28 protein-coding genes are annotated in these 25,828 nt (G+C 62.9%); 20 read left to right on the forward strand and 8 right to left on the reverse strand.

Going from position 1 to position 25,828, the window contains the following annotated elements; translation table 11 throughout:
- The first annotated feature begins 122 nt into the window (after window positions 1-122).
- Entirely contained in the window at window positions 123-1,337 is a 1,215-nt protein-coding gene (locus AAFF19_RS06710; RefSeq protein WP_342721541.1) for a fatty acid desaturase, read from the forward strand.
- A gap of 221 nt (window positions 1,338-1,558) precedes the next feature.
- Here the strand turns inward: AAFF19_RS06710 and rpmG are convergent, their stop codons facing one another.
- The 3 genes from rpmG to trxB all read right to left on the reverse strand — a co-directional run bounded on the left by rpmG (window position 1,559) and on the right by trxB (window position 3,115).
- Window positions 1,559-1,729, reverse strand: a complete 171-nt coding sequence (rpmG, locus tag AAFF19_RS06715; RefSeq protein WP_008904999.1) for a 50S ribosomal protein L33 — start codon at window positions 1,727-1,729, stop codon at window positions 1,559-1,561.
- Between the two features lie 11 nt (window positions 1,730-1,740).
- Window positions 1,741-1,974, reverse strand: coding sequence for a 50S ribosomal protein L28 (rpmB, locus tag AAFF19_RS06720; protein WP_007859763.1), 234 nt, complete (start codon window positions 1,972-1,974; stop codon window positions 1,741-1,743).
- 187 nt (window positions 1,975-2,161) lie between these two features.
- On the reverse strand, window positions 2,162-3,115 hold the full coding sequence (gene trxB / locus AAFF19_RS06725) for a thioredoxin-disulfide reductase (protein WP_342721542.1): 954 nt from the start codon (window positions 3,113-3,115) through the stop codon (window positions 2,162-2,164).
- A gap of 186 nt (window positions 3,116-3,301) precedes the next feature.
- Here trxB and AAFF19_RS06730 point away from each other — a divergent pair, with 186 nt between their 5' ends.
- From AAFF19_RS06730 to AAFF19_RS06780, 11 genes are all read left to right on the forward strand, one after another.
- Window positions 3,302-3,979: a cyclic nucleotide-binding domain-containing protein gene (locus AAFF19_RS06730; RefSeq protein WP_342721543.1), complete on the forward strand. Its 678-nt coding sequence runs from the start codon at window positions 3,302-3,304 to the stop codon at window positions 3,977-3,979.
- Between the two features lie 61 nt (window positions 3,980-4,040).
- On the forward strand, window positions 4,041-6,377 hold the full coding sequence (locus tag AAFF19_RS06735; RefSeq protein WP_342721544.1) for a DNA translocase FtsK 4TM domain-containing protein: 2,337 nt from the start codon (window positions 4,041-4,043) through the stop codon (window positions 6,375-6,377).
- A 46-nt stretch (window positions 6,378-6,423) separates the two neighbouring features.
- A complete protein-coding gene (gene lolA, locus AAFF19_RS06740; RefSeq protein WP_342721545.1) occupies window positions 6,424-7,056 on the forward strand; it encodes an outer membrane lipoprotein chaperone LolA in 633 nt (210 codons plus the stop codon).
- Between the two features lie 94 nt (window positions 7,057-7,150).
- Window positions 7,151-8,503, forward strand: a complete 1,353-nt coding sequence (locus tag AAFF19_RS06745) for a replication-associated recombination protein A (protein WP_342721546.1) — start codon at window positions 7,151-7,153, stop codon at window positions 8,501-8,503.
- Between the two features lie 314 nt (window positions 8,504-8,817).
- The gene (locus tag AAFF19_RS06750) at window positions 8,818-9,747 is read left to right on the forward strand and encodes a branched-chain amino acid ABC transporter permease (protein ID WP_008904993.1); all 930 of its coding nucleotides are present in this window, start codon (window positions 8,818-8,820) and stop codon (window positions 9,745-9,747) included.
- Window positions 9,748-9,760: 13 nt separating this feature from the next.
- On the forward strand, window positions 9,761-10,837 hold the full coding sequence (locus AAFF19_RS06755) for an ABC transporter ATP-binding protein (protein WP_008904992.1): 1,077 nt from the start codon (window positions 9,761-9,763) through the stop codon (window positions 10,835-10,837).
- Between the two features lie 23 nt (window positions 10,838-10,860).
- The gene (locus AAFF19_RS06760; protein ID WP_008904991.1) at window positions 10,861-11,655 is read left to right on the forward strand and encodes an ABC transporter ATP-binding protein; all 795 of its coding nucleotides are present in this window, start codon (window positions 10,861-10,863) and stop codon (window positions 11,653-11,655) included.
- Between the two features lie 2 nt (window positions 11,656-11,657).
- Complete coding sequence (locus AAFF19_RS06765) at window positions 11,658-12,386, forward strand: ABC transporter ATP-binding protein (RefSeq protein WP_008904990.1); 729 nt, start codon at window positions 11,658-11,660, stop codon at window positions 12,384-12,386.
- Window positions 12,387-12,606: 220 nt separating this feature from the next.
- On the forward strand, window positions 12,607-12,969 hold the full coding sequence (locus AAFF19_RS06770; RefSeq protein WP_342721547.1) for a DMT family protein: 363 nt from the start codon (window positions 12,607-12,609) through the stop codon (window positions 12,967-12,969).
- Window positions 12,970-13,137: 168 nt separating this feature from the next.
- Window positions 13,138-13,785: a DUF47 domain-containing protein gene (locus AAFF19_RS06775; RefSeq protein ID WP_008904988.1), complete on the forward strand. Its 648-nt coding sequence runs from the start codon at window positions 13,138-13,140 to the stop codon at window positions 13,783-13,785.
- Window positions 13,786-13,804: 19 nt separating this feature from the next.
- Entirely contained in the window at window positions 13,805-14,815 is a 1,011-nt protein-coding gene (locus AAFF19_RS06780; RefSeq protein ID WP_342721548.1) for an inorganic phosphate transporter, read from the forward strand.
- A 136-nt stretch (window positions 14,816-14,951) separates the two neighbouring features.
- Here AAFF19_RS06780 and AAFF19_RS06785 read toward each other — a convergent pair whose 3' ends face one another.
- A complete protein-coding gene (locus tag AAFF19_RS06785; RefSeq protein WP_182118391.1) occupies window positions 14,952-15,398 on the reverse strand; it encodes a TM2 domain-containing protein in 447 nt (148 codons plus the stop codon).
- Between the two features lie 16 nt (window positions 15,399-15,414).
- Window positions 15,415-15,936: a GNAT family N-acetyltransferase gene (locus AAFF19_RS06790; RefSeq protein WP_008904985.1), complete on the reverse strand. Its 522-nt coding sequence runs from the start codon at window positions 15,934-15,936 to the stop codon at window positions 15,415-15,417.
- A gap of 348 nt (window positions 15,937-16,284) precedes the next feature.
- Between AAFF19_RS06790 and rpsP the strand changes: the two genes are divergently transcribed.
- The 6 genes from rpsP to AAFF19_RS06820 all read left to right on the forward strand — a co-directional run bounded on the left by rpsP (window position 16,285) and on the right by AAFF19_RS06820 (window position 20,328).
- Complete coding sequence (rpsP, locus tag AAFF19_RS06795; RefSeq protein WP_008904984.1) at window positions 16,285-16,536, forward strand: 30S ribosomal protein S16; 252 nt, start codon at window positions 16,285-16,287, stop codon at window positions 16,534-16,536.
- Window positions 16,537-16,611: 75 nt separating this feature from the next.
- Entirely contained in the window at window positions 16,612-17,181 is a 570-nt protein-coding gene (gene rimM, locus AAFF19_RS06800; RefSeq protein ID WP_008904983.1) for a ribosome maturation factor RimM, read from the forward strand.
- Window positions 17,182-17,210: 29 nt separating this feature from the next.
- Window positions 17,211-17,969, forward strand: coding sequence for a tRNA (guanosine(37)-N1)-methyltransferase TrmD (gene trmD, locus AAFF19_RS06805; protein WP_342721549.1), 759 nt, complete (start codon window positions 17,211-17,213; stop codon window positions 17,967-17,969).
- A 128-nt stretch (window positions 17,970-18,097) separates the two neighbouring features.
- Window positions 18,098-18,490: a 50S ribosomal protein L19 gene (rplS, locus tag AAFF19_RS06810; RefSeq protein WP_008904981.1), complete on the forward strand. Its 393-nt coding sequence runs from the start codon at window positions 18,098-18,100 to the stop codon at window positions 18,488-18,490.
- Between the two features lie 121 nt (window positions 18,491-18,611).
- Window positions 18,612-19,286 carry a CoA pyrophosphatase gene (locus AAFF19_RS06815; protein ID WP_342721835.1) on the forward strand — a complete coding sequence of 225 codons (675 nt, stop codon included), beginning with the start codon at window positions 18,612-18,614 and terminating at the stop codon, window positions 19,284-19,286.
- A 55-nt stretch (window positions 19,287-19,341) separates the two neighbouring features.
- A complete protein-coding gene (locus AAFF19_RS06820) occupies window positions 19,342-20,328 on the forward strand; it encodes a CobD/CbiB family protein (RefSeq protein WP_008904979.1) in 987 nt (328 codons plus the stop codon).
- Between the two features lie 42 nt (window positions 20,329-20,370).
- Here AAFF19_RS06820 and rsgA read toward each other — a convergent pair whose 3' ends face one another.
- The 3 genes from rsgA to AAFF19_RS06835 are packed head-to-tail and all read right to left on the reverse strand — an operon-like array spanning window position 20,371 to window position 22,978.
- Window positions 20,371-21,315, reverse strand: coding sequence for a ribosome small subunit-dependent GTPase A (gene rsgA / locus AAFF19_RS06825; protein ID WP_342721550.1), 945 nt, complete (start codon window positions 21,313-21,315; stop codon window positions 20,371-20,373).
- A 23-nt stretch (window positions 21,316-21,338) separates the two neighbouring features.
- Complete coding sequence (locus tag AAFF19_RS06830; RefSeq protein ID WP_008904977.1) at window positions 21,339-21,674, reverse strand: 4a-hydroxytetrahydrobiopterin dehydratase; 336 nt, start codon at window positions 21,672-21,674, stop codon at window positions 21,339-21,341.
- Window positions 21,671-22,978: a M48 family metallopeptidase gene (locus AAFF19_RS06835; RefSeq protein ID WP_342721551.1), complete on the reverse strand. Its 1,308-nt coding sequence runs from the start codon at window positions 22,976-22,978 to the stop codon at window positions 21,671-21,673. The genes AAFF19_RS06830 and AAFF19_RS06835 overlap by 4 nt, the downstream gene beginning before the upstream one ends.
- Before the next feature lie 37 nt (window positions 22,979-23,015).
- Here AAFF19_RS06835 and orn point away from each other — a divergent pair, with 37 nt between their 5' ends.
- Window positions 23,016-23,594, forward strand: coding sequence for an oligoribonuclease (gene orn / locus AAFF19_RS06840; RefSeq protein ID WP_008904975.1), 579 nt, complete (start codon window positions 23,016-23,018; stop codon window positions 23,592-23,594).
- A 309-nt stretch (window positions 23,595-23,903) separates the two neighbouring features.
- A complete protein-coding gene (locus AAFF19_RS06845) occupies window positions 23,904-25,781 on the forward strand; it encodes a DEAD/DEAH box helicase (protein ID WP_342721552.1) in 1,878 nt (625 codons plus the stop codon).
- The last annotated feature ends 47 nt before the right edge of the window (window positions 25,782-25,828 follow it).

Genomic DNA, 25,828 nt, shown 5'->3' on the forward strand with positions numbered 1-25,828 from the left:
AGCCGCTAAACCAGCGCTAAAACTGTGGATGCCCCTGAACCAATGTCAGGTTGCCCACTCTAAAATTGAGCGGTTGCTCCTTTGGTGGAGCTTGATTTCTTTGTGTAGTAAGGCTGTTGAATATGTTGTTACCCGATTGGGCGGTACTGAATGCTGCCATTGACTGGCTGGGGCATGGGTTGTGGGACCTGACCTGGTGGCAGATCGTTCTGTATACCCTTGCCACCACCCATATCACCATTGCAGCGGTCACGATCTTCCTGCACCGCGCGCAGGCCCACCGGGCGTTGGATCTGCACGCCATCCCTTCGCATTTCTTCCGCTTCTGGCTGTGGATTGGGACCGGCATGGTCACCAAGGAATGGGTGGCCATCCATCGCAAGCACCACGCCAAGTGTGAAACCGTGGACGATCCTCACAGCCCCCAGACCCGCGGCCTGGATACCGTGATGTGGCGCGGCGCCGAGCTGTACCGCGCGGAGTCCAAGAACATGGAAACCATCAAGAAGTTCGGCCACGGCACGCCCGACGACTGGATGGAGCGCAACGTGTACACCCGCTATGGCTGGCAGGGCGTGGGTCTCATGCTGATTCTCAATCTCGCCCTGTTCGGTGCTTTGGGTGCTGCTGTCTGGGCGGTGCAGATGCTCTGGATCCCATTCTGGGCGGCCGGTGTGGTCAATGGTGTGGGCCACTACTGGGGCTACCGCAATTTTGAAGCGCAGGATGCCAGCACCAACCTGTCGCCTTGGGGCATCATCATTGGTGGCGAAGAGCTGCACAACAACCACCACACGTACCCCACGGCTGCCAAGTTCTCGGTCAAGCCGTATGAATTTGACATTGGCTGGCTGTACATCAGCCTCATGAAGAAAATCGGCTGGGCCACGGTGAAGAAGGTGCCGCCCAAGCTGCAACTGGGCGATGTGAAGCCCGTGGCCGATGAAAAGACGCTGGAAGCGTTGATTGCCAACCGCTACGAAGTGATGGCGGGCTACGCGCGCGGCGTGCGCAAAGCCTGCAAGGACGAGATTGCCGCGCTGCAGGCCCGTCAGGCTGATGCCTCGGTGCTCAAGGCTGCCAAACGCTGGCTGCACCGCGATGTCGAGAAAGTCCCGGTGGTGGCGCTTCCCCAGCTGGCCCAGGCCCGAGCTGCGCACCCTGCGCTCGACAAGATGGTGACCATGCGTGAGGAACTGCGCCAGTTGTGGTTGAACACGTCGCAATCACGCGAGCAGCTCACGGCGGACCTGCAGGCATGGTGCCGCCGGGCCGAAGACAGTGGTATTGCGGCCCTGCGTGATTTCTCCATCAGGCTGCGTGCTGCACGCGTCTGAGCTGTCGCTGTTGTCGGGTTCTTGCGCCGGGTGCTGACGTACCCGGGCGATTCGGCTCCGAGCCGCTGCAGGGCATTGCGCCCCCAGCGGCCTTTTTTTTGGGAGCCTCCTGGGTCGTATTCCACCGGTCCAATCCTGGGCAGAAATTGCGCGCCCATTAAAAAAAAACCGCCAGGCAGGACTGCCAGGCGGCTTTCAGAAGACGAGAAGTCGAGGCTGAATTACTTCAGCTTCATTTCCTTGTATTCCACATGCTTGCGAGCCTTGGGATCAAATTTCATGATCAGCATCTTCTCGGGCATGGTCTTCTTGTTCTTCGTCGTGGTGTAGAAGTGGCCGGTACCCGCAGTGGATTCCAGCTTGATCTTGTCGCGTCCGCCTTTGCTTGCCATGGTGCTACTCCTTAAGCCTGGCCACGGGCGCGCAGGTCTGCGAGCACCGAGTCGATACCGTTCTTGTCGATCAAACGCAGTGCAGCGCTCGAAACGCGCAGGCGAACCCAGCGGTTTTCGGTCTCGACCCAGAAACGGCGGTATTGCAGGTTCGGCAGGAACCGGCGCTTGGTTTTGTTGTTGGCGTGGGAAACGTTGTTCCCGACCATGGGCTTCTTGCCCGTTACGTCGCAGACGCGTGCCATGAGGACACTCCGATACTTTTTAACGGCCGTTCGCTGGGCCCTGGGCTTGTTTGCCCAGGTTGGCTTGCGGCCTCACCTCGCCAGAAAGGGTGGCGGTAACCCGATTGATTTGCCTGTTTCGAAAGGACCGTAAAAACGGGCCGACTTCAGCAAAGCCGCAGATTATAGCCTGCTGCCCAGTTTTTCATCAAGACTCTTGTTCCAGAAAGCGCTGGGCGTCCAGTGCAGCCATGCAGCCCGTGCCTGCGCTGGTGATGGCCTGGCGGTACACATGGTCCTGCACATCGCCCGCAGCAAACACCCCTGGCACGCTGGTTTGCGTGGCAAATCCCTTGAGGCCGCCCTGGGTGATGATGTAGCCGTTTTCCATCTCCAGCTGGCCCTGGAAGATTTCAGTGTTGGGCGCGTGGCCAATGGCGATGAAGCAGCCTTGCAGCTTGATCTCTTCGGTACTGCCGTCCTTGGTGCTCTTGATGCGGATGCCCGTCACGCCGGTGTTGTCGCCCAGCACTTCATCGAGCGTGTTGAACAGCTTGAGTTCGATCTTGCCCGCTGCGACCTTGTCATTGAGCTTGTCCACCAAGATGGGTTCGGCCTTGAACTTGTCGCGGCGGTGCACCAGGGTTACCTTGCGGGCGATGTTCGAGAGGTACAGCGCTTCTTCCACCGCCGTATTGCCGCCGCCCACCACGCACACGTCCTGGTCGCGGTAGAAGAAACCGTCGCAGGTGGCGCAGCCGGATACGCCCTTGCCCATGAAGGCTTCTTCCGAGGGCAGGCCCAGATACTTGGCAGAGGCGCCCGTGGCAATGATGAGTGAGTCGCAGGTGTACGTGCCGCTGTCGCCGGTGAGGGTGAAGGGGCGCTTGCTGAAATCGACCTTGTTGATGTGATCGAAGATGATCTGGGTCTTGAAGCGCTCCGCGTGCTCCAGAAAGCGCTGCATCAGGTCCGGGCCCTGCACGCCGTGCACGTCGGCGGGCCAGTTGTCGACCTCGGTCGTGGTCATCAGCTGGCCGCCCTGGGCCATACCGGTGATCAGCACCGGGTTCAGGTTGGCGCGCGCGGCATAAACCGCTGCGGTGTAGCCCGCAGGGCCAGAGCCCAGGATCAGAACTTTCGCGTGTTGGGTGGTGGACATGGTAAAAGCCTGTGTTTTGCGCCCGCGACGTGGGGCGCTGTGGGGGAAGCTGGGGGTTGAGCCGCCAAGTATCAACCGGCGTTCGCTTGCGCGAGTGCCCCGTTTTCAATCACGGTGATTGTAAGAACCCATTGATAGCCCGTCGGGGTTCCGGTCGGGTCACCCCCTCTGAAAGGAGATGTTTGCATGTCCACGATGTTGTCCAACCTCGACCTGCTGCGCCGGGTGCCGCTGTTTTCACTTATCACGGTCAATCAGGCCGAGGTGATCAGTGGTGCGGTGATCAAGTGCCGCTTCAAGCGCGGCGAGGCGCTGGTGGAGCAGGGGCACAAGTCCAATGCCCTGTTCATCCTGCTCACGGGGCGCGCCCGGGTCATGACATCGGACAGCCGGGGGCGCGAGGTGATCCTTGCCACCCTTTCGCAGGGCGACTACCTGGGCGAGATGAGCATCATCGACAACGAACCCCACTCGGCCACCGTGCGCGCCGAGGTACAGACCGATGTGCTCATGTTGGGACGCGCGGAATTTGCGCGGTGCCTGGCGGAGAACGCCTCCATGTCGCTGGTGGTGATGCGGGGGCTGGTCAAACGGCTGCGCCACGCCGACCGCAAGATCGAGTCGCTGGCATTGCTGGACGTCTATGGCCGCGTGGCCCACGCCCTGCTGGATTTCGCCATTCCAGACGCCCAGGGCCAGCTCATCATCAAGGAAAAGATATCCCGGCAGGATCTGGCCAAGATGGTGGGCGCCTCGCGCGAGATGGTGAGCCGGGTCATGAAGGACTTGGAAGAGCGCGGATTCATCGAAGCCCTGCCCAGTGGCGCCACCATGCTCAAGGAGCGGTTGAACGCGCTGGGCTAGCAACGCTTGTGCTCCGGTGCCATGCCCCGCGAGGCATGCGGTAAGCTCGCCCGGCACGCTTATGACCTATTCCCTCAATACCCTGAACGCATCGTCCGCGGCCAAGTCGCCGCCCCGCACGGGCGCTGCCCGTTTTGGCCATGAAATTGGCCTAGTGGTGGGCCTGCTGGCCCTGGTTTTCTGGCTGCTGGCGCTGGTGAGCTATTCCGCGCAGGACGCGGCCTGGTCCACGTCGGGGGGCAGTGATTCCCGCATGGTGGCGAACTGGGCGGGCCGCTTTGGCGCCTGGCTGGCGGATGGCAGCTACTTTGCTCTGGGCTTTTCGGTGTGGTGGTGCGTGGCTGCGGGCGTGCGTGCCTGGCTGTCGTCGCTGGCGCGCTGGATGCGCGGCGGCGAGACCGCCGCAGGCGCGGCAAGCCCGATGGCCCGCCGGTCCGTCTTCTGGCTGGGCCTTGTGGTGTTGATGTGCTCCAGCACGGCGCTGGAGTGGTCCCGCTTGTACCGCTTTGAATCATTTTTGCCCGGCCATGCGGGCGGTGTGCTGGGTTACGTCACCGGGCCCGCAAGCGTGAAATGGCTGGGTTTCACCGGTTCGGGTCTGTTGGCCATCGTGCTGGCGGTGCTGGGCGCCGCGCTGGTCTTCCGCTTTTCGTGGGGCCACGTGGCCGAGTTTTTGGGTGCGCGCATCGATGCACTTGTGCAGTCGCGCCTGGCCCGGCGCGAGGTGGCCAAGGACGTGGCAGTGGGCCGCAAGGCGGCGCGTGAGCGCGAGGTGGTGGTGCTGGAGGAGCGCACCGAGAGCGAAGTGCACCACCCCCAGCCCATCCAGATCATCGAACCGGTGCTGGTGGACGTGCCCCAGAGCACCCGCGTGGTGAAGGAGCGCCAGAAACCCCTGTTCACCGAGATGCCCGACAGCAAGCTCCCGCTGGTGGATTTACTGGATGGCCCGCTGCAGCGCCAGGAAACCGTGGCCCCCGAGACGCTGGAGATGACCAGCCGCCTCATCGAAAAAAAGCTCAAGGACTTTGGCGTGGAAGTGCGCGTGGTCGCGGCCATGCCCGGCCCTGTGATCACCCGCTACGAGATCGAGCCCGCAACAGGCGTGAAGGGCTCGCAGATCGTGGGCCTGGCCAAGGACCTGGCGCGTTCGCTCAGTCTCGTCTCGATCCGCGTGGTGGAGACCATCCCCGGCAAGAATTTCATGGCGCTGGAGCTGCCCAACGCCAAGCGCCAGTCCATCCGCCTGTCCGAAATTCTGGGATCGCAGGTCTACCACGAGGCCAAGAGCATGCTCACCATGGGCCTGGGCAAGGACATCGTCGGGAACCCGGTGGTGGCAGATCTCGCCAAGATGCCACACGTGCTGGTGGCAGGGACCACGGGTTCGGGCAAGTCGGTGGGGATCAACGCCATGATCCTGTCGCTGCTCTACAAGGCCGAAGCGCGCGATGTGCGCCTGTTGATGATCGACCCCAAGATGCTGGAAATGTCGGTGTACGAAGGCATCCCGCACCTGCTGGCGCCCGTGGTCACCGACATGAAGCAGGCCGCCCACGGCCTGAACTGGTGCGTGGCCGAGATGGAGCGGCGCTACAAGCTCATGTCCAAGCTGGGCGTGCGCAACCTGGCGGGCTACAACGTCAAGATCGACGAAGCCAAGGCGCGCGAGGAGTTCATCTACAACCCCTTCAGCCTGACGCCCGAAGAGCCCGAACCGCTGCAGCGCCTGCCGCACATCGTGGTCATCATCGACGAGCTGGCCGACCTGATGATGGTGGTGGGCAAGAAGATCGAAGAGCTGATCGCCCGCCTCGCGCAAAAGGCTCGCGCTGCCGGCATCCACCTGATCCTGGCCACCCAGCGCCCCAGCGTCGACGTGATCACGGGGCTGATCAAGGCCAACATTCCCACCCGCATCGCGTTCTCGGTTGGCTCCAAGATCGACAGCCGCACCATCCTCGACCAGATGGGCGCTGAAGCGCTGCTGGGCATGGGCGACATGCTCTACATGGCCAGCGGCACGGGCCTGCCCATTCGGGTGCATGGCGCCTTCGTGTCAGACGAGGAAGTACACCGTGTCGTCAGTTACCTCAAGGAACAAGGGGAGCCGGACTACATCGAGGGCGTGCTCGAGGGTGGAACTGTGGATGGCGACGGCGATCTGACCGGGGACGGCGGCAATGGCGAAGGTGGTGAGAAAGACCCCATGTACGACCAGGCCGTCGAAGTGGTGCTCAAGGACCGCAAGGCCAGCATCTCGTACGTGCAGCGCAAGCTGCGCATTGGCTACAACCGCTCGGCGCGGCTGCTGGAAGACATGGAAAAGGCCGGCCTTGTCAGTGGCCTGACCACCAGCGGCCAGCGCGAAGTGCTGGTTCCCGCGCGCAGCGAATGACAAGGGCAGGGCGATGGGCCCAGCCAGTGCCCCACAGGAGTTCCCTTTGAAAAAGACAGTTACTGCAATTTTGATAGCTGCCAGCGCAACGCTGGCAAGCGCTGACGGCCTGAAAAGCCTGGAATCCTTCATGAAGGGCACCCAGACAGGCAAGGCGGACTTCACCCAGACTGTGACTTCGCCCCCCAAGGACGGTCAGACTGCGCGCACCAAGACGTCGAGCGGAAGTTTTGAGTTTCAGCGCCCCGGGCGTTTCAAGTTCACCTACAAGAAGCCGTTTGAGCAGACCATCGTGGCCGACGGCCAGACCCTGTGGCTGTATGACGTGGACCTGAACCAGGTCACCCAGCGCTCGCAGTCCCAGGCCCTGGGCAGCACGCCCGCCGCGCTGCTGGCGTCGGCGCCCGACCTGTCGGCGCTCAAGGCCGAGTTCACGCTGGAAGCCGCGCCGGAGCAGGATGGACTGCAGTGGGTGCAGGCCAGCCCCAAAACGAAAGACGGCCAGCTCAAGAGCGTGCGCGTGGGCTTTGCGGGTGAGCAACTGGCGGCCCTCGACATTCTGGACAGCTTTGGCCAGCGCTCCCTGATTCGTTTCAATGGCATGCAGGCCAACGCAGCGCTGCCCGCCAGCACCTTCCAGTTCAAGCCGCCCGCTGGAGCGGATGTGGTGAAACAGTAAGTTGCTGCGAAAAAGATAGCTGCCAGCGCTTATCAGATAAGCGCTAGAGGCCAATTTGGCTTAAAAACCAGCGTGATGTAGACAGGATACGAACATGGCAGCACGCAGTGCCTCCGCAGCACCTTCCCAGGCCCACCCCTCGGCCCACCAGCCCCTGGCCGAGCGCCTGCGGCCCCGCACGCTGGGCGAGGTGATCGGGCAGCAGCATGTGCTGGGTCCGGGCATGCCGCTGCGGCTCGCGTTCGAATCGGGCCGCCCGCACAGCTGCATCCTCTGGGGCCCGCCGGGTGTGGGCAAGACAACCATCGCGCGGCTCATGGCCGATGCTTTTGACGCGCAGTTCATCAGCATCAGTGCCGTGCTGGGCGGGGTCAAGGACATCCGCGAAGCGGTCGAACGCGCCGAGGCCGCGCGTGATGGTCTGATGCAGCAGCGCACGATCGTCTTCGTGGATGAAGTGCACCGCTTCAACAAGAGCCAGCAAGATGCCTTCTTGCCGCATGTGGAGAGCGGGCTGTTCACCTTCATTGGTGCGACCACTGAAAACCCGTCGTTCGAGGTGAACTCCGCGCTGCTGTCGCGCGCTGCGGTTTACGTGCTGCAGCCGCTGTCCGAGCAGGATTTGAAGCAAATTGTGGCCCTGGCGCAGGCAGAGAAAGCGCTGCCAGCTATCGAAAATGTAGCAATCGACCGCCTGGTGGCCTATGCCGATGGCGACGCGCGGCGCCTGCTCAACACGCTGGAAACCCTGGCCATGGCGGCCACGCAGGAAAAGCTTGCCGAGATCACCGACGCCTGGCTGCTCAAGGTGCTGGGCGAGCGCATGCGCCGTTATGACAAGGGCGGAGAGCAGTTCTACGACACCATCAGCGCGCTGCACAAGTCGGTGCGCGGCTCCGACCCTGACGCCGCGCTGTATTGGCTGGTGCGCATGCTCGACGGCGGCGCCGACCCGCGCTACATGGCGCGCCGCCTGGTGCGCATGGCCAGCGAGGACATCGGCCTGGCCGACCCGCGCGCCCTGCGGCTGGCGCTGGATGCGAGCGAGGTGTACGAACGCCTGGGCAGCCCCGAGGGCGAGCTCGCGCTGGCCGAGTGCGTGGTGTACCTGGCGGTGGCGCCCAAATCCAACGCCGTCTACAAGGCCTACAACGCCGCCCGCGCCTGGGTGAAGCAGGATGGCACTCGCCCGGTGCCCATGCACCTGCGCAATGCGCCCACCAAGCTCATGAAACAGCTCGACTATGGCAAGGGCTACCGCTACGCGCACGATGAGGAAGGCGGCTTCGCGGCGGGCGAAAACTACCTGCCCGAAGGCATGCCGGAGCCAGGTTTCTATCAGCCAGTGGAGCGCGGGCTCGAAATCAAGATTGCACAGAAGTTGCGTGAGCTGCGCGCGCGCAATGTTTTGGCCGATCGTGCGGACGGGCCGGCCGAGTCGTCCTGATCCCTTGCCCAAGGGCCCGCGCACCCTGCTTCATGCTGATATGGCATGAAACAGGTAATAAGTTTGCACATCAATTTTCCTGCTTGCATCATGCAAGCTTATGAATTGCGTTGCCCTCTGATGCGGCGCCAACCCGAGGGAAAACCCCGCCCGGCATGCCGGGGGGCGCTTGTGACTACTCGCTACAATCCCGTCCACAAACCCGCACAGCTGCATTCCTGGCGGGTTTTTTGCTACATGGCAGGCGGGCCCACAAGGCTGTACCGATTCCGGTGCCAATGCGGTGGGTACGTCACAAACGAAGGACTTCTCTTATGGACATTTTGCTGCAACAGATCATCAACGGTCTGGTACTGGGCAGCATGTACGCCTTGATAGCCTTGGGCTACACCATGGTGTACGGCATTATTCAGCTGATCAATTTTGCCCACGGCGAGGTGCTCATGATCGGCGCCCTGACCAGTTGGAGCTGCATAGGAATGATGCAGGCGGCCATGCCCGGCGCCCCCGGCTGGCTCATCCTGCTGCTGGCCACCCTGATTGCCTGCGTGGTCGCTGCAACGCTCAATTTCGTGATCGAGAAAGTGGCTTATCGCCCCCTTCGCAACAGCCCCCGTCTCGCCCCCCTGATCACGGCCATCGGCATGTCGATCCTGCTGCAGACGCTGGCCATGATCATCTGGAAGCCCAACTACAAGCCGTATCCGACGATGCTGCCCAGCTCGCCCTTTGAAATCGGCGGCGCGTACATCACCCCAACGCAGATCCTGATCCTGGGCGTCACGGCCATCTCGCTGGCGCTGCTGGTGTACCTGGTGAACCACACCAACCTGGGGCGTGCCATGCGTGCCACGGCTGAAAACCCCCGCGTGGCCTCCCTGATGGGTGTGAAGCCCGACATGGTGATTTCGGCCACCTTCATCATTGGCGCCATCCTGGCGGCCATCGCCGGCATCATGTATGCCTCCAACTACGGCACCGCACAGCACACCATGGGCTTTTTGCCCGGGCTCAAGGCCTTCACGGCGGCGGTGTTCGGCGGCATCGGCAACCTGGCCGGAGCGGTGGTGGGCGGCATCCTGCTGGGCCTGATCGAAGCCATTGGCTCGGGCTACATCGGCACGCTCACGGGCGGCCTGCTCGGCAGCCACTACACCGACATCTTTGCGTTCATCGTGCTCATCATCATCCTGACGCTGCGCCCCTCGGGTCTGCTGGGTGAGCGTGTGGCCGATCGCGCCTGAGGAGCCTCACACCATGAAGAACACCAAAACCAACTGGATCATCGGCGCCGTGGCGCTGCTGGTGCTGCCGCTGATCCTGCAATCCTTCGGCAACGCCTGGGTGCGCATTGCCGACCTGGCCCTGCTGTACGTGCTGCTGGCCCTGGGCCTGAACATCGTGGTGGGCTACGCCGGCCTGCTCGATCTGGGCTACGTGGCGTTCTACGCCGTGGGCGCCTACCTGTTTGCCCTGATGGCCTCGCCGCACCTGGCGGACAACTTTGCGGCCTTTGCGGCCATGTTCCCTGATGGCCTGCACACCTCGTTGTGGCTGGTGATACCGGTAGCAGCGTTATTAGCGGCGTTCTTCGGGGCCTTGCTCGGGGCGCCCACGCTCAAGCTGCGCGGCGACTACCTGGCCATCGTGACGCTGGGCTTCGGCGAAATCATCCGCATCTTCCTGAACAACCTGGACCACCCTGTCAACCTGACCAACGGCCCCAAGGGCGTGGGCCAGATCGACTCGGTCAAGATTTTCGGGCTGGACCTCGGCAAGCGCCTGGAGGTGTTCGGCTTTGACATCAGCTCGGTGACCCTCTATTACTACCTGTTCCTGGTGCTGGTAGTGGTCTCCGTCATCATCTGCTACCGCCTGCAGGATTCGCGCGTGGGCCGCGCCTGGATGGCCATCCGTGAGGACGAGATCGCCGCCAAGGCCATGGGCATCAACACCCGCAACATGAAGCTGCTGGCGTTTGCCATGGGCGCGTCGTTTGGTGGTGTGTCGGGCGCCATGTTCGGCGCTTTCCAGGGCTTTGTGTCGCCTGAGTCGTTCAGCCTGATGGAGTCGGTCATGATCGTCGCCATGGTGGTGCTGGGTGGCATTGGCCATATTCCCGGCGTGATCCTGGGTGCCGTGCTGCTGTCGGCTCTTCCCGAGGTGCTGCGCTACGTGGCCGGCCCGCTGCAGGCCATGACGGACGGTCGCCTCGACTCCGCCATCCTGCGCCAGCTGCTGATTGCGCTGGCCATGATCATCATCATGCTGATGCGCCCCCGTGGTCTGTGGCCTGCGCCCGACCACGGCAAGAGCCTGACGCAGAAGACCTGAACACCGCAGAAAGTTAGAACAACATGGCAGAGAACATTCAGAAATCGGCCAGCGACGTGGTGCTGCGGGTGGCCGGCATTTCCAAGCGCTTTGGTGGCCTGCAGGCCCTCTCCGATGTGGGCATCACCATCGAGCGCGGCCAGGTGTACGGCCTGATCGGCCCCAATGGCGCGGGCAAGACCACCTTCTTCAACGTGATCACCGGCCTGTACACGCCCGACAGCGGCACCTTCGAGCTGGCGGGCAAGCCCTACGAGCCCACGGCCGTGCACGAGGTGGCCAAGGCGGGCATTGCCCGCACGTTCCAGAACATCCGTCTGTTTTCGGACATGACCGCGCTGGAAAACGTGATGGTGGGCCGCCACATCCGCACCAAGTCCGGCCTGCTGGGCGCCGTGCTGCGCACCAAGTCCTTCAAGGAAGAAGAGGCCGCCATCGCCAAGCGCGCGCAAGAGCTGCTGGATTACGTCGGCATCGGCAAGTTTGCCGACTACAAGGCGCGCACCCTGAGCTACGGCGACCAGCGCCGCCTGGAGATCGCCCGGGCCCTGGCCACCGATCCGCAACTGATTGCGCTGGACGAGCCCGCCGCTGGCATGAACGCGACCGAGAAGGTGCTGCTGCGCGAACTGATCGACCGCATCCGCAACGACAACCGCACCATCCTGCTCATCGAGCACGACGTGAAACTGGTGATGGGCCTGTGCGACCGCGTGACGGTGCTCGACTACGGCAAGCAGATCGCAGAAGGCACGCCCGCCACCGTGCAGAAGAACGAAAAAGTGATTGAGGCCTATCTGGGCACCGGAGGACATTGAGAATGGCCGAAAAATCCAACAAGGTACTGCTGCAGGTCAAGGGCCTGAAAGTGGCCTACGGCGGTATCCAGGCCGTGAAGGGCGTCGACTTTGAAGTGCGCGAGGGCGAGCTGGTCTCGCTGATCGGCTCCAACGGCGCCGGCAAGACCACCACCATGAAGGCCATCACCGGCACCCTGGGCATGAACGATGGCGACATCCTGTACCTGGGCGAGAGCATCAAGGGCAAGGGCGCGTGGGACCTGGTGAAGAAGGGCCTGGTGATGGTGCCGGAAGGCCGCGGCGTGTTCGCCCGCATGACCATCACCGAGAACCTGCAGATGGGCGCCTACACGCGCCGCGACAAGGCGGGCATCCTGGCCGACATCGAAAAGATGTTCACCATCTTCCCGCGTCTGCGCGAACGCAAGGACCAGCTCGCTGGCACCATGTCGGGTGGCGAGCAGCAGATGCTGGCCATGGGTCGCGCGCTGATGAGCCAGCCCAAGGTGCTGCTGCTGGACGAGCCCTCCATGGGCCTGTCGCCCATCATGGTGGACAAGATCTTTGAAGTGGTGCGCGACGTGTACGCCCTGGGCGTGACCATTTTGCTGGTGGAGCAGAACGCCAGCCGTGCGCTGGCGATTGCCGATCGTGGCTATGTGATGGAGTCTGGCCTGATCACCATGTCGGGCCCGGGCCAGGAGCTGCTGAACGACCCCAAGGTGCGCGCCGCTTATCTGGGCGAGTGAGTTCCGGCCATTGCGCAGCGCGGGTGACCCGTGTGCTGCGCAAGGGGCTGACCGACAAGGCACTGCCGTACGGCAGTGCCTTTTTTTGTGAATCGCGCGCGCCCTGCGTGTTGCATCGGTTGGTGCTATTGTTTTTGTAGCTATTGGCGCTTGTGTACCAAGCGCCAGGCCTTGTTTTTGTTCATAATTCGCGGTTTCGGCCACCCGGTTCCGCTCCCTGATGTCCACCCTGCAAGCCCTGCCCATCTCGCTCCAGACAGTTCTGCTTCTGGTGGCGAGCAATGTTTTCATGACGTTCGCCTGGTACGGGCACCTCAAGAACCTGGCTATCTCACCGTGGTACATCGCGGCACTGGTGAGCTGGGGGATCGCGCTGTTCGAGTACCTGCTGCAGGTGCCTGCCAACCGTATTGGCTATACCCAGTTCAACATCGGGCAGCTCAAGATCATGCAGGAGGTGATCACGCTGGCGGTGTTTGTGCCGTTTGCCGTCTTCTATATGGGGCAGCCGCTCAAGTGGGACTACCTGTGGGCCGGGCTGTGCCTGGTGGGGGCGGTGTACTTCATTTTTCGCAGTGCCTGATGCATTGAGCGGTCCATGCGCGGCACCTGCAGGATGCGCGCGCCTCGGGTGGTGCGCCGTTGCAGACGTGCAAAGGCGGCCGGTTAAACTCGCCTGTCACAAAAAAGTCATGCATTTGTCATGGTTTTTTCTCTCACCCCATAAATCGGTCCCGATCCAGGAGTCTCCATGTTGTTTGCCAAGCTGTTGCCACGCGAAGGCAATTTTTTCGAAATGTTCAACCAGCATGCGGACCGCATTGTCGAGGCTGCGCGGGCCTTCTCGCAGCTGGTGGCGAACTACAGCGACCCGCACCTGCGCGACAAGTACAACCAGGACGTGGACAACGCCGAGCGGGCCGCCGACCGTGTGACGCACGACGTGAACAAGGCCATCCACAAGACGTTCATCACCCCGATTGACCGTGAGCAGATTCATGCGCTTATCAACACCATGGATGACGTGGCCGACCTGATCCAGGACTCGGCCGAAACCATGGCGCTGTACGACGTGCGCCACATGACCGAGGAAATCACCCGCCTTACGGACCTGAGCCTCAAGTGCTGCGAGCGCGTGCGCGACGCCGTGAAGCTGCTCGACAAGATTGCCGATCCGGCCGTGGCCGAGGCCGCGCTCAAGACCTGCGAAGAAATCGACAAGCTCGAATCGGACGCCGACCGCGTGATGCGCAGCGCGATGAGCAAGCTGTTCCGCGAAGAGCCCGATGTGCGCGAGGTGATCAAGCTCAAGGCGATCTATGAGCTTCTGGAGACCATCACCGACAAGTGCGAGGACGTGGCCAACTGCATCGAGGGCATCGTCCTCGAAAACTCCTGATTTCTGCAGGCGGACCATTATGGAAACCGTACAGACAGCCCTGTGGGTTGTGGTGATGCTCGTGGCCCTCGCGATCCTGTTCGACTTCATGAACGGGTTCCATGACGCGGCCAATTCGATTGCCACGGTGGTATCCACCGGCGTGCTCAAGCCTGGGCAGGCCGTCCTGTTCGCGGCCTTTTTCAACTTCATTGCCATCTTTGTGTTTCACCTGAGCGTGGCCGCCACCGTGGGCAAGGGCATCGTGCAGCCGGGCGTGGTGGACACCCATGTGGTGTTTGGTGCGCTGGTAGGCGCGATCACCTGGAACGTGATCACCTGGTATTACGGCATTCCCAGCAGCTCCTCGCACGCCCTCATCGGCGGCATCGTGGGTGCCGTGATCGCCAAGGCCGGCGCGGGTGCGCTGATCTCGGCCGGGATCCTCAAGACGGTGGCGTTCATCTTCGTCTCGCCGCTGCTCGGGTTCCTGCTGGGCTCCATCCTGATGGTGGCGGTGGCACACATCTTTCGCAGGGCACGCCCGAGCCGGGTGGACAAATGGTTCCGGCGTCTGCAGCTGGTGTCTGCCGGTGCGTACAGCCTGGGCCACGGCGGCAACGATGCGCAGAAGACCATCGGCATCATCTGGCTGCTGCTGATTGCAACGGGTTATACCTCGGCGTCTGACGCGGCACCCCCCACCTGGACCATCGTGAGCTGCTACGTGGCGATTGGCCTGGGTACGATGTTCGGTGGCTGGCGCATCGTGAAAACCATGGGCCAGAAGATCACCAAGCTCAAGCCCGTGGGCGGGTTTTGTGCCGAAACGGGCGGGGCGATGACGCTGTTTCTGGCGACCATGCTGGGCATCCCGGTCTCGACCACCCACACCATCACCGGCGCCATCGTCGGTGTGGGGTCTACCCAGCGTGCCAGCGCCGTGCGCTGGGGCGTGGCGGGCAACATTGTCTGGGCGTGGATACTGACGATTCCAGCCAGCGCCTTCATGGCTGCTGTGGCGTACTGGATTAGTCTGCAGATTTTCTGAGGACTGCCCCTGTCGAAAACCACCGGCAGGGCGCCGCCATGCACCGACATCTTCAGTGGGAGAGTGCGGCGCGAGTTCTTTATGCTATTAAATTAATAGCTATAAGCGCTTTTCTGGTAAGCGCTGGCGGCTGATTTCACTGAGAAATCTTGCGCGCTTCCTCAATCTGGTACTCAAAATACCGCTGAAAGCTGAACGCGAGGCTGGCCATGAGCACAGTGGTGCCGATCAGCAGCGACGCCACAATCGCGCCGATGGTGGTCCAGCGGGTCTGCCCCTGCACGGCGTCGGGGGCTGCCGTGGGGTTGTAGCGCGCATTCCAGGCCTCGGGCGTCTTCAGGGCAAACACGATGGCCTGCAAGGCGCAACCCGCGATCGTGAAGCCCAGGAGCGGGATGAGCACCCAGCTGTAGTGGTCGTCCTGGCCGAGCTGCTGTACCCGCTGTATGCCGTAGATGCCCAGCGCTGTCGGGATCGGCAGCAACCAGCCCAGCATGTCGGTCAGGCCATGCAGGTAAAAGCGGTGCAGGCCCAGCGGCCCGCCCAGAAAGGCCAGCCAGGCCGCCACGGTCTTGTTCTTGATCATGCGGAGCCTGCTCTCACTCGGGGGAGGTGGTATCGCCCGCGCCCAGCGTCTTCTCCATGAGGACGATGTCGCGCCAGGCGCCGAACTTCCAGCCTACCGAGCGCATGACGCCCACATCGGTAAAGCCCAGTGCCCGGTGCACACCGATGGAGCCCGCGTTGGCCGAATCGCCGATCACGGCCAGCAACTTGCGCACGCCTGCTGCCTCGCACTGCACGGCCAGCTCGGCCAGAAGTTGGCGGCCCAGGCCCATGCCGCGGGCGCTGTCGGCCACATAGATCGAATCTTCGGCAGAAAACCGGTAGGCAGGGCGGGGCTTGAACCAGTTGGCGTAGGCAAAGCCCAGCACTTCGCCGTCTTTTTCAGCCACCAGCCAGGGGAGCCCGCGGGCCAGCACGTCGGCGCGGCGTCCGGTCATGTCGGCTTCGGAAGGCGGATCGATTTCGAACGTACCCGTGCCGTGCAGCACATGGTGCTGGTAAATCGCCGTGATGGCGGGAATGTCGCTGTCGGTGCTGGGTCGAATGGTGGGCATATCTGAGGGGTGTGGTGCACATTGGCGTGCACAAAAAGGCCGGGGAAACTGCCCGGCAACTCGGGCGTTCTGCGCGCCGCAGTATAGAGACTTGAGCTGGGGCACGGCAGTGTGCCAAGCCCTTTGCCCCGCGTCCTCCAGGGGTTGGTGGAAAGGGCAGACATTGCTGCCCGTGCGAGCTGCTGACGGAGAATGACACGCCGTACCAGGAAACCGATATAATCGCGGGCTTTGCAGCGTGTCGCTGGCCGGGTGGCCATGTCGCGTGTCTCAAGCGTTGCGAATATGGTTGCGAACACTGTGGCTCAAGGCAAATGTTGCCGGAGTTCACCACCCGAAGGATAAATCATGGTCGTCATTCGACTCTCCCGCGGCGGCTCCAAGGGCCGTCCTTTCTTCAACATCGTCGTTGCTGACAAGCGCGTGCGCCGTGATGGCCGCTTCATCGAGCGCATCGGCTTCTACAACCCCACCGCCAAGGAATCCGAAGAAGGCCTGCGCATCGTGCAAGACCGTCTGACGTACTGGAAGAGCGTGGGCGCCCAGTCCTCGCCCACCGTGGACCGCCTGATCAAGCAAGCCGCCAAGAAGGCTGCTTAAAGTTCCCTGAAAAGGGCGGGTTTCGTCGGCATGCCTGGCGAAACCCGCCCTTTTCCTATTCTGGAATCTTCCACCATGGCCACCCACCTGACCCTCGAACCTGCAGAGCTGCCCACAGACGCCGTTGAAGTGGGGCGCATTGCCGATGCCTGGGGGGTGAAGGGCTGGTTCAAGGTGCTGTCACACAGCAGCAGCCCCGAAGCATTGTTTGCCTCCAAACGCTGGTACCTGCAGCCCTCCGAGCGGGGGGCCAAGACCTTTGCGGGCACGGTGCTTTTGTCCATCCGCCAGGCCAAGGACCATTCCGACACCGTGGTGGCCTGGGCGCAGGGCATCGATGACCGCGATGCCGCCGAAGCCTTGCGCGGTGCACGCATCTTTGTGCCGCGTTCCAGCTTTCCCACCACCTCGGAGGACGAGTACTACTGGGTCGATCTGATCGGTCTTGCGGTCGTCAACCGTGAAGGCGTGGCGCTGGGGCAGGTGCAGGAGCTGATGTCCACCGGCCCGCAGACGGTGCTGGTGCTGGCCTATGAACAGGACGGCAAGGCCCAGGAGCGCATGATTCCTTTTGTCTCCGCCTTCATCGACAAGGTGGACCTGGCCGCGAAACGCATCACCGTGGACTGGCAGCCTGACTACTGACCGACACACCTCCAGGGGCGCCGCCCACCATGCGCTTTGACATCATCACCCTGTTCCCCGAGCTGTTTGCGCCGTTCCTGGCCAGCGGCGTGACCCGCCGCGCGTATGCAGGTGGGCAGGTTGATGTGCGCCTGTGGAACCCGCGCGACCACGCCGACGGCAACTACCGCCGTGTCGATGACCGGCCGTTTGGCGGCGGACCGGGCATGGTGATGATGGCTGAGCCCCTCGCCCGGTGTCTTGCCGCCATCCGGGTGGAGCGTGGTGAGGCCGGGGGCAGTCATGTGCCCCTGGTTCTTTTTTCGCCCCTTGGCGAAACGCTGAACCACGCTGCCGTGGAGCGCTGGTCTGCAAGTGCGGGTGCGATCCTGCTCTGCGGGCGCTATGAAGGCATTGACCAGCGTTTCATTGATACCCATGTCGATCTGCAGATGAGTCTGGGCGACTTTGTGCTGTCTGGGGGCGAGATCGCCGCCATGGCCCTGCTGGACGCTGTGGCGCGCTTGCAGCCCGGTGTGCTCAATGATGAGGGCAGCCACCAGCTCGACAGCTTCAACCCGGCGCTCGATGGACTGCTCGATTGCCCGCATTACACGCGCCCCGAAGAATGGGCAGGGCAGCAGGTGCCTGCCGCGCTGATGTCGGGCCACCATGCGCAGATCGAGCGCTGGCGGCGTGACCAGCGCCTGGCCACCACGGCCCGGCACAGGCCCGATCTCATCGAGGCGGCGCGCAAGGCAGGGCATCTGGCGCCTGCCGATGAAGCCGTATTGGCCAAGTTCGGCTGAATTGCTATAATCAAAGGCTTTTCGATCCTCTGGCCGGCCGTTTTGACAGGGAGTTCTCCTGCAAAACACTGAGACGTCAATCCCGACGCAGCCATTTTTGGCGCGGACAAGATCGTTGGATATCAAACATGAACCTGATTCAGACCCTGGAAGCGGAAGAAATCGCCCGCTTGAACAAGACCATCCCCGAATTCGCCCCTGGTGACACCGTCATCGTCAGCGTGAACGTGGTGGAAGGTACCCGCAAGCGCGTGCAGGCCTACGAAGGTGTGGTGATTGCCAAGCGCAATCGCGGCCTCAACAGCGGCTTCACCGTGCGCAAGATCTCCAGCGGCGAAGGCGTGGAGCGTACGTTCCAGACCTACAGCCCGCTGATCGCCGGCATCGAAGTCAAGCGCCGTGGTGACGTGCGCCGCGCCAAGCTGTACTACCTGCGTGACCGCAGCGGCAAGTCGGCACGTATCAAGGAAAAGCTGCCACAGCGCGTCAACAAGGCCAAGGCGGCAACCGCCGCCGCATAAGGCACTGCCGCATCCTGGCAAGCCGCTACAGTTCGGTCTGTAGCGGCTTTTTTTTGTCCGGTCTTCGCCCCTGGTTGTGAAAACTTCGCCCAACTCCGCCGTTTCGTCCGTGATCGCTCCCTTGTCGAGCCTGCCGGATTTCGACCCGCGCCTCGTGCCCGTGGTGGGCACAGACGAGCAACTGCCTGCCGTTCCCGCCCAGGCCCAAACCGCAGGCGCGCTGCGCGCCCGGTTTGCCGCTCCCCCTCGGTGGGAGCCTGAGGTATTGCTGGAAAAGAAGTTCATGAACCGGCCGCCCGCGCGCGCGTCGGTGCTGATCGCGGTGGTGCTTCGGCAGCAACCGACGGTGCTGCTGACGGAACGCACGGCCCACCTGTCCACGCATTCAGGGCAGGTGGCCTTCCCTGGCGGTCGGGCGGATCCCGAGGACGCCACCCCCGCCGACACCGCCTTGCGCGAGGCCCAGGAGGAGGTGGGGCTGGCGCCGGAATTTGTGGAGGTGCTGGGCGCACTGCCCACCTATGTCACCGGTTCGTCCTTCATCATCACGCCCGTGGTGGCGCTGGTGCGGCCCGACTGCGTGCTGCAGCCGAACCCCTACGAGGTGGCAGACCTCTTTGAAGTGCCGCTCGATTTCTTGCTGAACCCGGCCAACCACCGCCGCCATGTTTTTGACCTGGATGGTGTCCACCGGGAATGGTTTTCGATGCCCTACCAGCAGGGTGACAAGAACCACTTCATCTGGGGTGCCACGGCAGGGATGCTGCGCAACTTCTACCGGTTCATGCTGGCGTGAAGCAAGGCTGCCCTGCAGGGCGCGGACCGGGGTGAACCGCCAGTATCATTGCCCCATGAGTTTCTTCGCCATCCTGTTCGCTCTGCTGATCGAGCAGGCCCGTCCTCTGGCACGTACCAACCCCATCCATGCGGGCCTTCGTGCGTGGGCACTATCTGTCAGCCGCAATTTTGACGCGGGCAAGCAGCACCACGGCTGGGTGGCGTGGTGCCTTGCAGTCCTTGTGCCGGCACTGGTCACGCTGGCCATCCACTGGCTGCTGCTGTGGGGATTGGGTTGGCCGTTTGCGGTGCTCTGGAGCGTTGCTGTGCTCTATATCACATTGGGCTTTCGGCAGTTCAGCCACCACTTCACCAGCATTCGCGATGCGCTGGAAGAGGGCGACGAAGATGCTGCCCGCGAGCGGCTGGCCCACTGGCAGCAGGTGGACGTGGGTGCGCTGCCGCGCAGCGAGATCGTGCGCCACGTGATCGAATACTCGGTGCTGGCAGCGCACCGCCATGTGTTTGGCGTGCTGGCGTGGTTTTCGGTGCTCGCGGCGCTGGGCCTGGGCCCTACGGGCGCGGTGCTTTATCGTCTGGCCGAGTTCGTGTCACGCCACTGGCACTACCGGCTGCGCTCGGGCGCACAGCCCGCCAGTGCCTCACTGCAGAGGGCTTCTGCCCAAGCGTGGACGGCCATCGATTGGCTTCCTGCGCGGCTCACTGCCCTGAGCTTCGCGGTGGTTGGCAGTTTTGAGGAGGCGATCGAGGGATGGCGTTTTCATGCCCAGCGTTTTCCCAACGACAACGATGGCGTGGTGCTTGCCGCAACGGCGGGTGCCATCAACGTGCGCCTGGGCGGAGAAGCCCTGAAGGCCCGCACGGACCTTCATGCGCCGCAGGGGCTGGAGATCGATGCGGATCTGGGCGACAGCGACGCCACCCCCGGCCGCGAACCCGAAGTGGGGCATCTGCGCAGCGTGGTGGGGCTGGTATGGCGCTCCGTGGTGGTGTGGATGCTGCTGCTGGCGCTGCTCACCCTGGCGCGTCTGCTGGGCTAGGCGTAAGCCCGGTTTGGGCCGCCTTCGGCGCCTTGCGCGCCTTCAATACCGCGTGTGGCTCAGCTCTTCAAACAGATCGCTATAAATTTTATAGCGTGTTGCGCTTATTCCACCTGCGCCGGGGCCTGATTTGACTGCATCCAGAACACCGCAGCCGGGCTCGTGCAGGTGGGTGCAGTTGTAAAACTTGCAGGCAGTCGCATGGGCAGCAATATCGGGCATGCAGGCCGCCAGTTGCATGGGGGCAATGTGGTACAGCCCAAATTCCTGGAACCCTGGCGAATCGATGAGGGCGGTGGTGCGGGCTTTGTCCATCCAGTACCAGTGCGTGCTGGTGGTGGTGTGTTTGCCCGAATTCAGGGCCTGGGAGATTTCGCCGGTGAGCACGGAGGCGCCTGGCACCAGCAGATTGATGAGGGTGCTCTTGCCCGACCCCGAGGGGCCCAGCACCAGGGTGGTCTTGCCCTGCAGGTGCTCCATCAGCAGGGCGCGGTCCACGTCACTTGACAGCGCCAGCGACAACGGGAGCACGCCATAGTGTTTGCCGCCACCCATGTGCCGGTAGGGCAGCAGGCGCTCCCAGGCGCGGGCGAAGGGTTCGACCAGGTCGCTCTTGTTGAGCGCAATGATGGGCGTGATGCCCTCGGCCTCGGCAGCGATCAGTGCACGCGCAAGCTGGCTTTCTGAAAAGACGGGTTCGGCGGCGATCAGGATCAACACCTGGTCCAGGTTGGCAGCAAAGGACTTGGTGCGGATCTCGTCCTGGCGGTAAAAGAGGTTGCGCCGTTCCTTGACCTTTTCGATGGTGCCTTCCTCGCCCTGGCCGGGTGGGGGAGCCTGCCACAGCACATGGTCACCGACCACGGCATGGCTTTTTTTTCCGCGTGGATGGCAGATGCGGCGTTCACCATCGGGCGTCTCGACCATGCAGTGGCGCCCATGGCTGGCCACCACGGTGCCTTCCATGAGCGCGCTGCGTTCACCCATGGTGTGCAAGTCTGATCATGGGGTCAGGCCACCAGCGCATCGAACGCGCTGGCGCAGTCGAAGTCGGTGGCAGAGATGCCGTTCACATCGTGCGTGTTCAGGCGCACCACACAGCGGTTGTAGTGCACCGACAGGTCGGGGTGGTGGTCCTGGGCGTTGGCGACGAACGCCAGCGCGTTCACGAACGAGATGGTCTCGTAGTAGTTGGCGAACTGGTACGTTTTTTCGATGGCCACGTGGGCGCCGTCGCCAGTCAGGGTCCAGCCTTCGAGTTTGGCCAGATTTGCTACAACTTCAGTAGCTGTCAGCGCACGACGGGTGTGCGTTGACCAGTCTTTCTTCTTCAACATGGTGCTCATGGGTGTGCAGGGGTTTGCATGCGTGCCAACCGCTCTGTAGCGGGTGGGTGCGAGTAGTAGAACTTCACGTACACCGGGTCAGGGGTGAGCGTGGAGGCATTGTCTTCGTACAGCTTGAGCAAGGCCGATGACAGGTCGGCGCCGCTGGCCTGGGCCACGGCGTACGCGTCTGCCTGGAACTCGTGGTGGCGCGAAAGTTGGGAGAACAGCGGGGAGATGAAAAACGTGACGACCGGCACCACGAGCATGAACAGCAGCAGGGCCAGCGCATCATTGGGGGCTGCAGCCATGGCCGGATCGAGCGACACACTTGGCCGCACGCCCAGGCCGGTGTAGAACCACACCTGGTTGGAGAGCCAGCCCAGCAGCGCAAAGCCCGCCAGGCTCAATGCGAACAAGGTCACGATGCGCTGGATGATGTGCCGATGCTTGAAATGCCCCAGCTCATGCGCCAGCACAGCCTCGACCTCGCCCGGGGTCAACTGGCGCAGCAGGGTGTCATAGAACACCACGCGCTTTGCGGCACCAAAGCCCGTGAAGTAGGCGTTGGCATGGGCACTGCGCCGGCTGCCATCCATCACGAACAGCCCTTTGGCCGAGAAGCCGCAGCGTCGCATGAGTGCCGTCACGCGCGCCTTGAGCGACTCGTCTTCAAGCGGCTGGAACTTGTTGAACAGCGGGGCAATGAAAGTGGGATACACCACCATCAGCAGCAGGTTGAAACCCATCCAGAAGCACCAGGCCCACAGCCACCACAGCGGGCCGGTCGCGCCCATGATCCACAGGATCAGCGCGGCAATCGGCAGGCCGATGAGGGCGCCGACCAGCAGGCCCTTGAGCGCATCGGTCACCCACAGGCGCCAGGTCATCTTGTTGAAGCCAAACCGCTCTTCGACAACAAAGGTCTGGTACAGCGACAGCGGCAGGTCGATCAGGCCGCTGATGGCAGCAAAGGCGGCGAGCAGCGCGAGCTGTTGCCACATTCCGCCACCCAGGGTGCCGAGCAATGTCTGATTCAATGCGTCCAGCCCGCCCAGGAGCGTCCAGCCCAGGAGCACCGCCGCACCCAGTGCCATTTCCAGCAAACCCAGGCGCGCCTTGGTGATCGTGTAGTCCGCAGCCTTCTGGTGCGCCGCCAGAGATATGCGCTCGGCAAATGCTGCGGGGACTTCGCTGCGGTGCCGCGCCACATGCCGGATCTGGCGCGTAGCAAGCCAGAACTTGAGTGCCAGGCCCAGGGTAAGAGCGGCAGCAAACGCAAGCGTCAGCGCCATGGCGGGGGAGAAGGCTTCGGAAGTGGGCATGAACGGCGAGTTTAGGCCATCGGCGACAATGCGCGCCATGTCAGAAGCCAACAACCCCACCCCCCACGCACTTGCCAAATCTGATCAGAACCTGGTCTGGCTCGACTGCGAAATGACCGGCCTGGAGCCCGATACCGACCGCCTGCTGGAAATCGCCGTCATCGTGACGGGACCGAGTCTGGAGCCCCGCATCGAGGGGCCCGTTTTTGCGATCCACCAGTCCGATGAACTGCTGGGCAAGATGGATGCCTGGAACAAGGGCACCCACGGCCGCAGCGGCCTCATCGACAAGGTGAAGGCCTCGACCGTAACGGAGGAGGAGGCAGAGCAGCAGATCATTGCCTTCCTGAGCAAATATGTGCCCAAGGGGACCGCGCCCATGTGCGGCAACAGCATCGGTCAGGACCGGCGCTTTCTGGTGCGCTACATGCCCAAGCTGGAGCGATTCTTCCATTACCGCAACGTGGACGTGAGCACCCTTAAGGAATTGGCCAAGCGCTGGAAGCCCGAGGCCTACACCAGCTTCAAGAAAGCGCAGAAGCACACGGCCCTGGCCGACGTGCACGAATCCATTGATGAGCTGGCGCACTACCGCAAGCACCTGCTGTCGGTATAGCCGCATGGGGCCGCGGGCAGACGGCGCTCCTCGGGGAAAATGGAGCTGGAGTCGATAGGGCTTGCGGGAAAATACCTATTCATGTCATAATCAGCGGCTGCGCAGGAAAGTGTTCCTAGCAGTTTGTGCATCTCCCCTCACACACAGGGCTTGCCGGCCGACTGCCTCCAGGCAGTACAGGACCAGCGAACAACGCCCACCAGCATCCGCCCAGAGCAATGCAGGTTTCGTTTGATGGTTGATGTTTTTTAACCATTGACGAAGCCACCCGCAGGCTACGCTTGCGATCGTCTTCGTGAGAGAAAAATCATGACCGACACCTCTTTGGTGCAGGGCGAATTCGCGCCTGCCGATACTTCCTTTGCTGCCGAGATTTCCGTGCAGTCTTCCCCTCTGGACGCCGTGGTGGCAGCTGCGGCCGACGTTGCCGTGACCGCTGAACCCAACGGCTTTATTGAGTTGGGCCTCGCCCCTGAACTGGTGCAAGCCGTAGCTGACCTGGGCTACACCCAGCCCACCAGCGTGCAGCTCAAGGCCATTCCCTTGGCCATGGGCAGCGGCAACGACTCCACCAAGTTCATCGACTTGATGGTTTCCAGCCAGACTGGCAGCGGTAAGACTGCCGCCTTCCTGCTGCCCGTGCTGCACACGCTGATCAACCAGCAGGCTGCTGCCGAAGCCGAAGAGCGCGCTGCTTTCGAGCGCGCCGTGGCCGAAGCCGCCGCCCGTGGCGAACCTGCCCCCAAGCGTGCCAAACGCAAGGACCCCACCAGCTCGCGCAACTTCAAGGCCGCCACCCCTGGCGCCCTGATCCTGTGCCCCACGCGTGAACTGGCTCAGCAAGTCGCACACGATGCCATCGACCTGGTCAAGCATTGCCGTGGCCTGCGCGTGGCCAACGTGGTGGGCGGCATGCCTTACCAGCTGCAGATCGCCAAGCTGCAGAACGCCGACCTGGTGGTGGCCACTCCTGGCCGCCTGCTGGATCTGCAGCGCTCGATGCAGATCAAGCTCGACAAGGTGCAGTTCCTGGTCGTTGACGAAGCCGACCGCATGCTCGACCTGGGCTTCTCGGACGACCTGGCCGAACTGAACCAGCTGACCGCCCAGCGCAAGCAGACCATGATGTTCAGCGCCACGTTCGCACCCCGTATCCAGCAGCTCGCCATGCGCGTGATGCACGACGGAGGTTCGTCTGTGCAGAAGGTCACCATTGACTCTCCGCAAGAGAAGCACGCCAACATCAAGCAGGTGCTGTACTGGGCCGACAACGCCCAGCACAAGCGCAAGATGCTGGACCACTGGCTGCGTGACACCACGATCAACCAGGCCATCGTGTTCGCCAGCACCCAGGTGGAATGCGACGGCCTGGCCAACGACCTGCAGCAAGAGGGCTTCTCGGCCGTAGCGCTGCACGGCGCCCTCAGCCAGGGTCTGCGCAACCGCCGTTTGATGGCACTGCGCGCCGGCCAGGTGCAGATCCTGGTGGCCACCGATGTCGCCGCACGCGGCATCGACGTGCCCACCATCACCCACGTGTTCAACTTCGGCCTGCCCATGAAGGCCGAGGACTACACCCACCGCATCGGCCGTACCGGCCGTGCGGGCCGCGATGGCCTGGCCATCACGTTTGCCGAGTTCCGCGATCGCCGCAAGATCTACGACATTGAGTCGTACAGCCGCCAGCAGTTCAAGGCCGAAGTGATTCCGGGCATGGAGCCTTCGCAGCGCGCGCCGCAGGCACCTCGCGGTGGCGATTTTGGTGGTGGCCGTGGCGCTCCGGGCCGTTCGTATGACAACCGCGACAACCCATCGCGCGGCCGCTTCGGTGGTCCCGCACGTGGTGGCAATGACCGTGGTGGTTTCGGTGGTGGCTTTGGCGGTGGTTTCGCTGGCCGTGACAACCGTGGTGCTCCTGCCCGTGGTGAAGGCGGTGGCGGTTTTGCGGGCCGTGATGACCGTGGTGGCGACCGTGGTTTTGCACCGCGTCGTGACGGAGAAGGTTACGGCCGCAAGCCTGGATTTGGTGACGCAGGCCGTGGTGGCTTTGCTCCACGTGGCGATGCGGGTGCACCACGCGGTGATTTCGCGCCACGCAAACCGGCATTTGCCAAGCCCGCTGGTGGTGGCGGCAAGCCTTTCGTGGCCCATGATGCCCGCAAGCGCCCGGCACGACCCGCGCGTTGATGCTCACTGTCAGAGGGCTTTGCCCTCTACTGCAAAGGCTGGTTCCG

This window comes from Acidovorax sp. FHTAMBA (assembly GCF_038958875.1).
In the GTDB taxonomy this organism is placed as follows: domain Bacteria; phylum Pseudomonadota; class Gammaproteobacteria; order Burkholderiales; family Burkholderiaceae_C; genus Acidovorax.